11 protein-coding genes and 1 pseudogene are annotated in these 12,592 nt (G+C 43.4%); 5 read left to right on the forward strand and 7 right to left on the reverse strand.

The window, feature by feature from the left end; translation table 11 throughout:
• Positions 1–94: 94 nt before the first annotated feature.
• Both gloA and FTU72_RS12935 read right to left on the reverse strand, forming a co-directional pair.
• On the reverse strand, positions 95–496 hold the full coding sequence (gene gloA / locus FTU72_RS12930) for a lactoylglutathione lyase (protein ID WP_004782618.1): 402 nt from the start codon (positions 494–496) through the stop codon (positions 95–97).
• A gap of 1 nt (position 497) precedes the next feature.
• Positions 498–2,669 carry an MFS transporter gene (locus tag FTU72_RS12935; protein WP_373683620.1) on the reverse strand — a complete coding sequence of 724 codons (2,172 nt, stop codon included), beginning with the start codon at positions 2,667–2,669 and terminating at the stop codon, positions 498–500.
• A 178-nt stretch (positions 2,670–2,847) separates the two neighbouring features.
• On the opposite strand from FTU72_RS12935, the gene FTU72_RS12940 reads away from it, so the two are divergent.
• The gene (locus FTU72_RS12940; RefSeq protein ID WP_180052974.1) at positions 2,848–5,502 is read left to right on the forward strand and encodes an ATP-binding protein; all 2,655 of its coding nucleotides are present in this window, start codon (positions 2,848–2,850) and stop codon (positions 5,500–5,502) included.
• Between the two features lie 85 nt (positions 5,503–5,587).
• Here the strand turns inward: FTU72_RS12940 and grxD are convergent, their stop codons facing one another.
• Positions 5,588–5,929, reverse strand: a complete 342-nt coding sequence (grxD, locus tag FTU72_RS12945; RefSeq protein ID WP_034702064.1) for a Grx4 family monothiol glutaredoxin — start codon at positions 5,927–5,929, stop codon at positions 5,588–5,590.
• A gap of 160 nt (positions 5,930–6,089) precedes the next feature.
• Here grxD and FTU72_RS12950 point away from each other — a divergent pair, with 160 nt between their 5' ends.
• On the forward strand, positions 6,090–7,301 hold the full coding sequence (locus tag FTU72_RS12950) for an aspartate aminotransferase family protein (protein ID WP_034702061.1): 1,212 nt from the start codon (positions 6,090–6,092) through the stop codon (positions 7,299–7,301).
• 57 nt (positions 7,302–7,358) lie between these two features.
• Here FTU72_RS12950 and FTU72_RS12955 read toward each other — a convergent pair whose 3' ends face one another.
• The 3 genes from FTU72_RS12955 to surE form a co-directional block, all read right to left on the reverse strand.
• Positions 7,359–8,288, reverse strand: coding sequence for a LysR family transcriptional regulator (locus FTU72_RS12955; RefSeq protein ID WP_034702058.1), 930 nt, complete (start codon positions 8,286–8,288; stop codon positions 7,359–7,361).
• Positions 8,289–8,379: 91 nt separating this feature from the next.
• On the reverse strand, positions 8,380–9,219 hold the full coding sequence (locus tag FTU72_RS12960) for a peptidoglycan DD-metalloendopeptidase family protein (RefSeq protein WP_180052975.1): 840 nt from the start codon (positions 9,217–9,219) through the stop codon (positions 8,380–8,382).
• Between the two features lie 107 nt (positions 9,220–9,326).
• Positions 9,327–10,103: a 5'/3'-nucleotidase SurE gene (gene surE, locus FTU72_RS12965; protein WP_125278414.1), complete on the reverse strand. Its 777-nt coding sequence runs from the start codon at positions 10,101–10,103 to the stop codon at positions 9,327–9,329.
• 108 nt (positions 10,104–10,211) lie between these two features.
• On the opposite strand from surE, the gene FTU72_RS12970 reads away from it, so the two are divergent.
• The 3 genes from FTU72_RS12970 (at position 10,212) to dacC (ending at position 12,400) form a co-directional block, all read left to right on the forward strand.
• Complete coding sequence (locus tag FTU72_RS12970; RefSeq protein ID WP_004782632.1) at positions 10,212–10,583, forward strand: MCR_0457 family protein; 372 nt, start codon at positions 10,212–10,214, stop codon at positions 10,581–10,583.
• 159 nt (positions 10,584–10,742) lie between these two features.
• A complete protein-coding gene (locus FTU72_RS12975) occupies positions 10,743–11,123 on the forward strand; it encodes an MCR_0457 family protein (protein WP_004782633.1) in 381 nt (126 codons plus the stop codon).
• Between the two features lie 128 nt (positions 11,124–11,251).
• A complete protein-coding gene (dacC, locus tag FTU72_RS12980; RefSeq protein WP_004782636.1) occupies positions 11,252–12,400 on the forward strand; it encodes a D-alanyl-D-alanine carboxypeptidase PBP5/6 in 1,149 nt (382 codons plus the stop codon).
• Between the two features lie 89 nt (positions 12,401–12,489).
• On the opposite strand, the pseudogene FTU72_RS12985 reads toward dacC, so the two are convergent.
• A pseudogene (locus FTU72_RS12985) lies at positions 12,490–12,592 on the reverse strand (IS701 family transposase); the annotation flags it as partial.

Consider the following 12,592-nt stretch of genomic DNA (forward strand, 5'->3'; position numbering starts at 1 on the left):
TCTTAACAGATGCCGGGTCCATGTTATGCATTCAGATTGAAGGAATATTTTCATCCATACATGAATACATTTCACATATATCGCTTTATAACACTTAGTTATTACGTGCGTTGTTGTCTTGCTGGATTAGCTCGATTTTATAGCCGTCTGGATCTTCCACAAATGCAATGACAGTGACACCACCTTTCATTGGGCCAGCTTCACGAACAACATTGCCACCACGTGCCTTGATTTCTTCACATGCTTTATAAGCATCATCTACCGCAATCGCAATATGACCGTAGCCATTGCCCAGGTCATAGCTTTCTGTATCCCAGTTATGGGTCAGTTCAAGCACAGTGTGATTTTCCTCATCGCCATAACCCACAAAAGCCAAGGTAAAACGACCTTCTTCATAATCACGCTTACGAAGTAAAGTCATACCAAGAACTTCAGTATAGAACTTGAGTGATTGTTCCAGATTGCCTACACGTAACATGGTATGCAGCATGCGCATATTAATCATCCTTATTTACAGATTGTTTTTGGTGTTCACCGAGCAATTTTGCCACCCAAACGACCAGAATCAGGATTGGAATCCCGATTAAAGTGGTCATCAGGAAGAAATTCGGATAACCGATATTGGTCACTATAGTACCCGAATATCCACCTAAAATCTTAGGAGTCAAGGTCATGAGTGAGCTAAAAATAGCATACTGAACAGCGGTAAAGGACACACTGGTCAGACTGGACAGGAAGGCAATAAAAGCAGCGCCTGCGAGACCTGCGGCCAGATTATCGACAATAATTGCAAAATATAGCCACCATGAACTATACGGTTTAATCACCTTACCTTGAATTTCAACATTCTCGCCTGTTCCAATTGTAATCGGCTGAATATCAATATCCATCGGATTGGCCTGAGTCTGCGACAAGTCCACAGCATATGAATGCTGCTGGGTCACTATTGGCTGCTCCTGCTGCATTAAGCTTGCATTGATTCGCTTCACAGGTGCAGTAATCAGTTTCTCGGCAGGAATAGCAGCACTAAAGACACGCTCTTCATCCAGCTTGGCATCGAATTTATCGCCATTCAGCTCTAATACAATTTTTTGCTCTGCAGTTAAATCCGGCCCTAGATACTGACCGCGAACCACGATGCTATTCTCCTGCTCATTGGCACTGATCAGGTTATCTGTGGTAACAGGCAGAAGCTGTAATTGTGCTGCTTGCGAAGCATTCTGTTGCAGATAAGGCAGGTTGACTTGTACTGCATCTGCCGGATGATTCAGATAATGTGCACGAACCTGAATCTGTTCGGCCTCTTTAAAAGCAGTAGTGGGCACATTCAGTTTCCAGTAACCGACTTCATCTGTATCTGCCTGAAAGGTTTGCTGGCCTACCTGAACTTCGACCTGTCCCAGCTTTTCACCAGACTTCACCAAGCCAATAAAAATCAGATTGGTTGAACAGGCCAAAATCGCGCCTACAAACATCAGTTTCATGATGTTCATTTTCTGAGCCAGCAAGCCACCTAAAAAACCGCCAAGCAGGGAGAAAATTACCCCATACACTTTCACAGCTTCAGCAATCTGTTCCTTGCTAAAATTCAGATCCTGATAGAACACATTGGAAATCACACCGGCAATAATATCGGAGACCCTATAAAAACCGATCAGCAATAACAACACCAAAGCCAGTTTTAAACCATAGCGATCAAAGAAATCTGCTACGGGATTGACCCAGGTTTCGAATGCCATTTGCTTATTCACAGCACCCATTTTGACCAGAATCGTACCCACACCGAAAGCGACAGCACCTGAACCGATAAAGCGTAAAGCCTCAAAACAGAACAAGGCAAAAGTATCCTGAATTGCCCACTGTGCAGTGATACTAGATACCAAGTCACCGGAATAGACATAGCTCAGAACAAAGCTGATAACTGCCACAAAAAACACGCCGACGAGACGGAAATAATCACTGCGCTGATAATCTTTACGTGCCCGATCCACTTGAGGCTCACGGATGACCAGTGTGGTAATAATCCCGACCAGCATAACCGCTGCCATCGCCAGATAAGTCCATTTCCAGGCATCATAGATATAGTTGCCTTTGGCTGTACCTAAATACGCCGCCAGAAACAGAGCTCCAGCCCCAGCCACAATCATCCCGATCCGGTAACCCGCGTTATAGGTGGAAGCCAGTACGGTCTGCATCTGGGTTTCGGCCAGCTCGATACGGTAAGCATCAATGACAATATCCTGTGTTGCCGCCGAGAACCCTAGCAGTACTGCACCCAATGCCATCTGCTGTAAATGTGCCTGCCCCAATGCCGGATCTGAAAAAGCCATAATTGAAATCGCAGTTACAATCAGGATCTGGGCAATCAATAGCCAGGCTCTTCGTCTACCCAAAGCTTTAGTCAAAAATGGGACAGGTAATTCATCGATGAGTGGCGCCCAGACGAACTTGAATGAATAGCCAAGGGCAGCCCAGCTGAAAAAGGTCACGGCACTTTTACTGATTCCGGCTTCACCAAGCCATAAAGACAAACTGGAAAAGATCAAAAGAATCGGGACACCAGCTGAAAATCCGAGAAACAGCATGATCAGGGCACGTCGATCCAGAAATGCTGTAAATGCGGATTTCCAACCCGTCGTTTGTGTTGTCATTGCCTTGTTATTTTCCACGAAAACCAATTGCTGCTATTCAATCCTTTAATAACGTATCTTTCAACAAAATTTATATATTTCTCGCATGCCCGATTTTTTATTTTGTGGCAAAACTGACATGTTGGCTTGAATTTTTCAAGTAAATCTGTATACCTTAAACCTTATCCACGTCATATTTCGTTTTGGACTTTCAACAGTGACTCAGAGACTCGATCAAATTCATTCTTCAATTTCAAGTAATACAACTATATCTCAACAAAACATCAGCTCCGACCTACTTATCTCAGCCTTTGAACAAAGCGAAATTACACCAACCCTTGAAAAGACATGCCTGAAACCGGTACAACTGACGCGTATTGCCGATCCGGATAAAATCCCGGCATCGACCAAACGAATCAAGCCTTTAAATAATTTTTTAGGCCAGGACCGTGCCCGTGCTTCGGTTGAAGCCGGTATTGCCCTGCCATATTCAGGCTATAACATCTTTGCGGTGGGTACAGCAGGACTCGGCAAACGCACCATGGTGAAGCGTTTGCTGCAGCAACATGCCAAAACCATGCAAACGCCTAATGACTGGGTTTATGTCAATAATTTTCAGAATCCTCGTCAGCCTATCGCACTGGAATTCCCAGCCGGTCAGGGACCCAAGTTTCAGACGATGCTGCATCAAAGCTGGCAATCCATTCTAAAACAGCTGGAGCGCCGTTTTACTGCGGAAAGCTATCATAACCGGATTGAAATGATTCGCCAGGAAACGGGTGATGAACAGCAACTCGCCTTGATCGAACTAACCCGTGAAGGTGAAGAACTCGATCTGAAACTGATTTCCCGCAATGATGAGCATTGTTTTGTGCCAATTCATCTGAAAGATGACAAAGTACAGGAAATGTCTCAGGAAGATTTGAATGCTTTAAGCAATAAAGATCGTGCTGAAATCGCGTCAAACATGCGTTACATGGACAAGAAACTGGAACGCCTGGGACTTCATTTGGGTGACCTGGAAGATGATGCGCGTGACCGTGTTCAAGTATTGAACCGTGATATCGCTAAACAGGTAGTCATGCCACGCGTTGAGCAGATGCTGACTAAATTCAAGCATGTCGAAGGTCTGGAACAATATCTGAAGCAATATGCTGAAGACATTATTAATAATGTTGAAATTGTACTGGAACAGGAAGAAGACGATTTTACCCCTGCCCAGTTTAGCCGCGTACCAGCGCGCTTCCAGGCCAATGTGATCGTCACCCATAAGCCAAATAGCGGTGCACCCGTTATTTTTGAAGATTTCCCGACGCATTACAATCTATTGGGTCATGTGGAACAGTTGACCCAAAATGGTACGATTACTACAGATTTCACCTTGATCCGTCCCGGCTCCTTGCATAATGCCAATGGCGGTTTCCTGATGCTTGAAGCTGAACAACTATTGGAACAGCCTTATGCATGGCAAGGTCTGAAACGTGCCTTGAAATCTGGGCATCTCAAGCTTTCATCTTTAGAGCATATGCTGACTCTCACCGGTAGCATTTCCATTGAACCAGCTTCTATTCCGCTGAATATCAAAGTGGTGCTGCTGGCAGAGCCAGAAATTTATTATGAAATTCTGGAACTTGAACCAGAACTAGGCAGTATCTTTAAAATCCGTGCTGATTTTACCGATACCTTGCAACGTAATGATGAAAATGAGCAAGCCTATATGCAGCTCATTGCTGACTATGTGCAATCAGATAAATTATTACCATTTGACCGTTCTGCATTATCTGCCCTGCTGACCGACTCAAGTCGTCAGGCTGAAGATCAGAGTTCCCTGTCACTACATGCATTAACGCTGGGCGACCTGATTCGTGAAGCACATCATCATGCATTCGAAGCGGGTGATAAGATGGTGTCAGAAAAGCATATCAATACCGCACTGGATCATCGTAAATATCGCTTAGGCTATTTACGTGAGCTATTCTGGCAAGATCTGACCCGTGGCACTCAACTGATTGAAACTCGCGGTCATCGTCTAGGCCAAATCAATGCGCTGTCTGTGATTCATTATGCAGATGTTGAATTTGGTCTACCTTCACGCTTAACTGCTTCTGTATATCAAGGTGGCGGTGATATTCTGGATATCGAACGTAGTGTAGAACTTGGCGGTTCTTTGCATGCTAAGGGCGTGCTATTGATGGCCTCCTTTCTAAAAGCCCATTTTGGTCGTGAACAGACCCTGCACTTCTCTGCCGCTTTAGCTTTCGAACAAAGCTATGGTCAGGTGGATGGTGACAGCGCGACAGTTGCTGAACTTTCAGCGCTGATTTCTGCGATTAGTCAGTTACCGATCGACCAGTCCTGGGCGATTACCGGTTCTATGAACCAGCTTGGTCAAGTACAACCGATTGGTGGTGTCAATGCGAAGATTGAAGGTTTCTTCGATGCCTGTAAGTTGCAAGGCCTGACAGGTAAGCAGGGTGTGATTATTCCACGACAAAATATGCAGCATCTGATGTTACGTAAAGATGTCATTGCTGCAGTCGAAGATGGTCAATTCCATATTCATGCCATTGATAATATCGCGCAGGCTTTGGAAATCCTGATGGCACGTCCGGTCGGGACTATGGACAAGAAAGGCCGTTATAGCAAAAACTCGATCTTTGCTGCTGTGATGGAACAACTCGAATACTGGCAAGCCATTGAAGATGGTGCCGAGTTTGAGGAAGAACCTAAGAAAAAGAAAAAAAAGAAGAAAAAGAAAAAAGATAAGGCGCCTATAAAGGAAGTTCTGACCGATCCAGATACCTTAGCTGAGGCCTTGGTTGCTGAATCAAAAGAACTAGAAAAATCTGAGGGTCAGCAGGCAGAAGATTAATTCTGCCCCCTGCCTCACTATTCACCCATAAAAAAAGCGCTTCTCTCGGAAGCGCTTTTTCACATCTATCAGTTTAATCCAAGGATTAAGCTTCAGGTGCTGGACTGTATTGCTCTACTAAAGGCTGTAATTCACCTTTTTGGAACATTTCGAGCATGATGTCACTACCACCGATCAATTCACCATTGATCCAAAGTTGTGGGAATGTCGGCCAGTTCGCAATTTGTGGCAGAGTTGCACGAATATCCGGGTTTTCCAGAATATTAACATAAGCAAATGGACGACCAATTTGACTGAGTGCTTCTACCGCACGTGCAGAAAAACCACATTGTGGAAATTGTGGTGTGCCTTTCATATAAAGAAGTACTGCGTGCTTGGCAATTTGGTCACGAATTAACGCTTCGGTATCGCGTGCTTGTTCAGTCATTGATAAATCCTCAACTAATCTGTCTCGCATTATACCCAAAACAGAGAAAAACAGTACGTCTAAAGTAATAAATCCATTTTTATTTACAATTACCCTTTAAATCTGACCAAGTTTTTGCTTATATAAGTTTTTCTTTCCACCTAACAGTAAAGAGTTAGTCATGAACAATATTACCCTCGCTCCGGTACAAACTGATCAACCTTCACATTTGATGCCAGTCTTTGGTCGTCAACCGATCAGCTTTGTCCGAGGACGAGGTGCATATCTTTATACCGAAGATGGTACAGAGTATTTAGATGCCTTAACTGGGATCGCCGTTTGCGGTTTGGGTCATGCTCATCCAGTGATTGCTGAAGCAATTGCGGAACAAGCTGCAACCCTGATTCATACCAGCAACCTTTTTGAAGTGCCTTGGCAAACTGCTGCTGCACAGAAACTGGCTGAAGTCGCTGGCATGGAAGAAGTTTTCTTCTCCAACAGTGGTGCAGAATCGAACGAAGGCGCTATTAAAATTGCGCGTAAATTCGGTCATATGCAAGGTATTGCGTCACCAAAAATTATTGTAGCTGACAAATCTTTCCATGGCCGTACGCTGGCAACCCTATCTGCAACGGGTAACAAAAAAGTTCAACAAGGCTTTGGTCCATTGGTTGAAGGTTTTATTCGTGTACCTTTTGGTGATATTGAAGCCATTGAAGAAGCTGCAATTAACCATCCGGATATCGTGGCTATTCTGGTTGAACCGATTCAGGGTGAAGGTGGTGTCAACACTGCACCGCAAGGCTTTAGCTACCTAGAAGAAATCCGTCAGATCTGTAATCAGCACAACTGGTTAATGATGCTGGATGAAGTACAAACAGGTAATGGCCGTACCGGTAAATATTTTGCTTATCAGCACACCAATATTGTGCCGGATGTACTGACCACAGCTAAAGGTCTGGGCAATGGCTTCCCGATTGGTGCCGTGATGACTCAAGGTCGTGGTGTCGGTGTTTTGACTGCGGGTAACCACGGTTCGACTTATAGCGGTACTGCATTGGGTTCACGCGTGGTTTATACCATTATCGATATTATGCAAAAAGAGAATATCGTGGCCAATGCCGCTGAAAAAGGTGCATATATTGTTGAGCAGTTACGTAACCAGCTTGCAGATCATCAAGTGACTGTACGCGGTTTCGGTCTGATGATCGGGATTGAGTTGCCTAAAGACTGCGGTGAGCTGGTGGATATTGCACGCGATGAATACAAAACCATTATCAACGTGACTGCAGGTAATGTCGTTCGTCTGTTGCCTACCCTGAACATTACTCAGGAACAGGCCGATCAACTGATCGAACGTTTAGTGAAAATGATCAAGGCTTATCTTGCTTAAATCTATCTTGAACAACAAAAAAGCCGCTTTAAAGCGGCTTTTTTGTTTATAGGGAATTTATGATGCGACTTGTAACAAACGTCCACCAGAGATCTGGCTAAAATATTGTTTCAATGCCTCCAGACAGCGCAGCACTTTAGTCGGTTGCTGTTCTCGATTAGGCATAACTGCATAAAGGGTGACTGGCGGAAGTTTCCATTCAGGCAAGACTTCAATCAGTGAACCATTTAATAAATCTTTTTTAACATCAAGATATAAAATCTTAGCAACCCCATTGCCTTGCAGGCACATGGCTTTTGCAACCAGGCTGTTATTGGTACTAAAGCGTGAGCTCAGTTCAAATTCAACCTTTTCTGCACTATGCACATGCTGAAAACTGAAATTCTGATGATTTTTAATATGCGTTAAAGGCAAAACATCATGATGTTTCAGGTCTTCAGGACGCGAGATAATGGCGGTCTGGTTAATATAGCTTGGCGCAGCAACAAGAATCTGTTCAATCTGCATTAATGGCACAACCTGAAGGTTGTGATCATCATCGTTCTGGTCAAATCGCAGGGCAATATCAATACGCCCTTCCAACAAATCAACCTCATGATTGTTTGTTTCCAGGTGGACTGTCAGGCCACGGTGTGCGGACATCCAGTGAGAAAGTGCAGGAATCACATGATTCGCACACACTTCCGGTAAGGATACAATACGAAGTTCACCAACAAGATCATCACGTAACTCGTTAATGCGAACCTTTCCACGCTCAGCAGCAGACAACATTTCCTGGCAGCTGTGAAAAAAAGCTTGTCCCGCTTCGGTCAGACTTAATTTTCTCGTAGAACGATTTAGAAGTACAACTTCCATATCCTGTTCTAAAGAGCGAATTTGTTGACTCACGGCGCTGGTTGTAATCCCTAGCTCACGTGCAGCACCGCTAAACGAGTTCTTTTCCACAACACAAGCAAAGACACCCATTGCTCGAAGTTGATCTAACATAAATTCCCCTCTAAACTTATGAGATGCTTCATTTTTTGATAAAAGCAACTCATTGTATTATACGGTGAAATTTACGTTTTGCATTATTTATTTAATTATTTGGTAAAACTGCTGTTGGATTAATCGGTTTTCCGTCTAAGCGAACCTGAAACTCAAGCATAGTACGGGTTGTACCAGTCGCCCCCATCTCGGCAATTTTTTGACCAGCCGTTACATTTTGGCCACTTTTCACGCTTAATTTACTGTTATGCGCATAAGCGGTGATATAGCCATTAATATGTTTAACTAATACCAGATTACCATATTCCTTCAGGCCATCTGCTGCATATACCACCTGCCCATCTGCTGCAGCAAAGACCGGATCTCCGACATTACCGCCATAACGGGTACCTTTGATATTTGCAGCCAGATCATAGTTTTGTAATACCGGACCATTTGATGGCTTGACCCAACGTAATCCCGCTGCTGTCGATACTGGGGTAATCGGTGCAGAAGTAGTGGTGGCAGGTTTTGGCGTAGTCTTAACAGTCGTTGGAGCTGGAGTGGTTGGCGCTGGAATCGCAATCGTTTGACGCTGAATCGGGGCAGCTTGGGTAACAGGTTGAGTCGCTGTAGTACGGCGAGCAGTAGTGTTATTTTTCAGGCGAATCGACTGACCCACATAAATACGATACGGCGGAGCAATATCATTCATCTCTGCCACACTGATATAGCTCAGACCATAACGTGCTGCAATGCCACTCAAAGTATCCCCAGAGCGTACCGTATAGAAGTCAGGCGCTGCGGCATAGCGCGTCATATTATTGACCTGAGGTTTAGTGGCACAACCAGTAATAATCATTATGGAAACAACCACAGTGGACAAAACCAGAGTTTTGATGAAGCTGGATGGTGAAGCATGAATGAAGTATTTCGGTGACACCAAGGACATTATCTTCCTCTCTAACATCTATACGGTTGCAAAAACCCAGTAAGATTAGCAAAGTTTTACTACAATATACTTGTAAGCTTTCATTTTTCACAAACTTATAACATTCATTAGATTTTATTTAGAATCTGGGCTTGCAAAGTGTGAAGTGTGTCATAGTTTGTGGCATCCATCTGAATTGGCGTCACGCTTACATAGCCATTGGCAATTGCAAAAAAGTCTGACTCGATTTCAGTTCCTTTATGTTTTGGCATTGCGACTGCTTCACCCGATAGCCCAATCCAGTAAACCTGACGACCACGTGGATCTACATGACTGGTAATCGGCTTGGACTGGCTACGGCGTCCCTGAAAGGTCACTTTAGTTCCTTTCAGCTCAGCCACATCAGGAATATTCACATTAAAAATATGACGCTCAGGCAAAGTCGGCAAACCTGCCGCAATAAAATCATGTACCCATTGCGCTGCAATGCGATAATCTTCTGGTAAGGTATAAGATCGAACGTTTTGCCCACATAGAGAAACTGCTAATGCAGGTTGTTTGGCCAGACGGCCTTCAAATGCAGCCCCCACCGTACCCGAGTACAGCACATCATCTCCCAGATTGGCACCACTGTTAATGCCGCTGACCACCAGATCGAATTCAACATCAAATAAGCCGTTCATGGCCAGATAGACACAGTCAGCCGGCGTGCCATTAACCGCCCATACATCGGGAGAAATCTGGATCGGTCTTAATGGTCGGTCTAAAGTCAGTGCACTGGAAAATCCGCTACGTTCACTTTCTGGAGCTACCACCACAACACGTCCTAAAGGCCTCAAGGCCTGCGCCAGTGCCTGTATACCTGGTGCAAAAACGCCATCATCATTGGAAATTAATATATTCACTGCAAAATCTCGTTGAGCTAAAAAATGACTCGCTAGGACATTTCATTGTATTAGTTCAGGAATTATATATATTTGTAGCACGATATCCATTAATACATATGGCTTAAGATGATGAAAAAATTCTCTCTTTGGGGTACTTTGGCTTTAAGTTTGGCAACTTTTGTTTCTCCTGCAGTTATTGCCAATGATTTGACAGCTGAAGAAAATGACATGATCGTGAAAGAAGATGTCGCATCTGCACAGGTAATGATTGAAGTATGCCCGGGCATTATTGGTCAGAATGCAAAATTCGATACAACGATTCAGCAGCTGATTCAATCTTATCTAAAAGAATACTCAGACAAATCGATGACCTATCAAAAACTTCAGGCAGACAGTGAATACAAGACTGTGCTTGAAGAAGCACGTCAAGGTGCAAAACAGACTGCAAAAGACGAACAAAAAACAGCGTGTGAAGACGTTTTAGCCTATCAGGAATAAGGTCTTTCTCACTGAAATGAGACGATGCCAGCATCGTCTTTTTTCTCTTACACATTTCTTCATAATTCTACAGCTTCACTACATTTCCCCTCTTTTCAATTTTGAAAATATCTTTAAGCTAACAAATTATTGTTCTACATGTAATTTTTGAGTTTTTTGATGAAACATACATTAATTAAAAGTTTAAGTTTATCTGTTGTTGCTGGTATGACACTTTGGGGAAGCTCGGTTTATGCAGCAAATGAAAATATTGAAGTCACCCCGAGCCAAGAAATCACCAAGCAAGAATTAGCTGCAATTTATGTCCTTTCTGAAATTTGCCCAAGCATGGTCAAAGACAAAGCAAAATTCAATCAGGGTTATAACCAGCTGGTGACTGAATATTTGCCCGGCCAAAAAAATCCGGTTGAGCGCCTGAACCAGATGGTAAAACAGTCAGATTTCCGTAACATTCTGGCCGAAGCACAGAGTGATGCCAAAAAGGCTGGCAAGAAAAAGAATCAGGCCATTTGCAATGAGTTGGTGAGCTACAGTAAATAATCCACTTTTTGCGTGATTGCTTACAATACTTTTGAAATAACCCCGGGTTTCCCATAGAAGTCAGCCTAGCTTTGTCCTAAAATGCTAGGCTCTTCGTGCTTACATCAAGATATTGGAACCCACTAGAAATGACCCAAAAAACTGCCCTTGCTGCATTATTATTAATTCCTAGTTTTAGCTTTGCAGCAACTGTCTTATCTGCACCACCAGAATTGAATAATAAATCTTATGTGCTAATGGACTACGAGACAGGGCAAATTCTCGCATCAAAAAATGAAAATGAAAAATTAGCCCCTGCTTCAATGACCAAGATGATGACCAGTTACATCATCGAGCAGAAGTTATTAAGTGGTGAGCTGACTGAAGATGAACAGGTTCGCATGAATGAATCTGCATGGTGCCGTGGTAGCAGTGCAGAATCATGTATGTATGTGCCTTTAAATGGTACGGCGACTGCACTAGAAATGTTGCGCGGGATTATTATCCAGTCTGGTAACGATGCATCTAAGGCGATGGCTGAACATATTGCAGGGAACGAGGGTACCTTTGCACATATGATGAACCAAGAAGCGAAACGGATTGGCATGACCAATACCAGCTTCATCAACTCGACTGGTATGCCAGCTGAAGGCCATTATTCGACTGCGAAAGATATGGCAACTTTGGCTCAGCACATCATCAAAGACAGTTCAAAATACTATCCAATCTACTCTGAAAAAGAGTTTACTTTTAACGGGATTAAGCAAGGCAACCGTAATGCCCTGCTCTATACTGATCCAAGTGTAGATGGTTTGAAAACTGGTCATACTGATGAAGCCGGTTACTGCTTAACGACCTCTTCAAAACGCGGTCCGACTCGTCTGATTTCAGTGATTTTTGGTGCACCAACCATGAATGAACGTGCATCACAAACACGTGAACTTCTGGCTTGGGGTTATGCGAACTTTGAAACCAAAAATGTTCAACCCGCTAAACAGGTTCTAGCCAAGTCTAAAGTCTGGTTTGGTAAGGAAAATGAAGTTCAGATCGGACTTGCAGAAAACTTTAACGTGACTATGCCTAAAGGTCAGGCCAATGCCATCAAGACTCAATTGGTCGTTCAGCCTAAACTGACTGCGCCTTTACAACCAGGTCAAGTCGTAGGTAAATATGTGGCGACTTTAAACGGCAAAGTGATTGCTGAGAAACCACTTGTTGCACTGAAAGCAGTTGAAGAAGCTGGTTTCTTTGCCCGCATGCTGGATCATATCAAACAATTCTTTAGTAACCTGTTCTAATATTTATTATCAATATTAGATCTTACTAAAGCCAAAGCACACATTCATCGAATGTGTGCTTTTTTATTTTATATAGGACTTACGCACTATTATTTAAAGATTCTCTGTGGTAGCAGATGATTTTTATCGAGAATAAAGTCATCAATGAAGCTTTTGATAATTGGTCTAAATAATTTCTTCTGCCAACGATAT

Origin of the sequence: Acinetobacter sp. YH12137 (assembly GCF_013418535.1) — a bacterium.
Classification (GTDB): domain Bacteria; phylum Pseudomonadota; class Gammaproteobacteria; order Pseudomonadales; family Moraxellaceae; genus Acinetobacter.

Excerpts from the sequence above, each read along its gene's own strand:
- grxD (WP_034702064.1), bottom strand. The coding sequence starts at position 5,929 with ATGACTGAACAAGCACGCGATACCGAAGCGTTAATTCGTGACCAAATT.
- gloA (WP_004782618.1), bottom strand. The coding sequence starts at position 496 with ATGCGCATGCTGCATACCATGTTACGTGTAGGCAATCTGGAACAATCA.
- dacC (WP_004782636.1), top strand. The coding sequence starts at position 11,252 with ATGACCCAAAAAACTGCCCTTGCTGCATTATTATTAATTCCTAGTTTT.
- FTU72_RS12975 (WP_004782633.1), top strand. The coding sequence starts at position 10,743 with ATGAAACATACATTAATTAAAAGTTTAAGTTTATCTGTTGTTGCTGGT.
- FTU72_RS12960 (WP_180052975.1), bottom strand. The coding sequence starts at position 9,219 with ATGTCCTTGGTGTCACCGAAATACTTCATTCATGCTTCACCATCCAGC.
- FTU72_RS12970 (WP_004782632.1), top strand. The coding sequence starts at position 10,212 with ATGATGAAAAAATTCTCTCTTTGGGGTACTTTGGCTTTAAGTTTGGCA.
- FTU72_RS12955 (WP_034702058.1), bottom strand. The coding sequence starts at position 8,288 with ATGTTAGATCAACTTCGAGCAATGGGTGTCTTTGCTTGTGTTGTGGAA.
- FTU72_RS12950 (WP_034702061.1), top strand. The coding sequence starts at position 6,090 with ATGAACAATATTACCCTCGCTCCGGTACAAACTGATCAACCTTCACAT.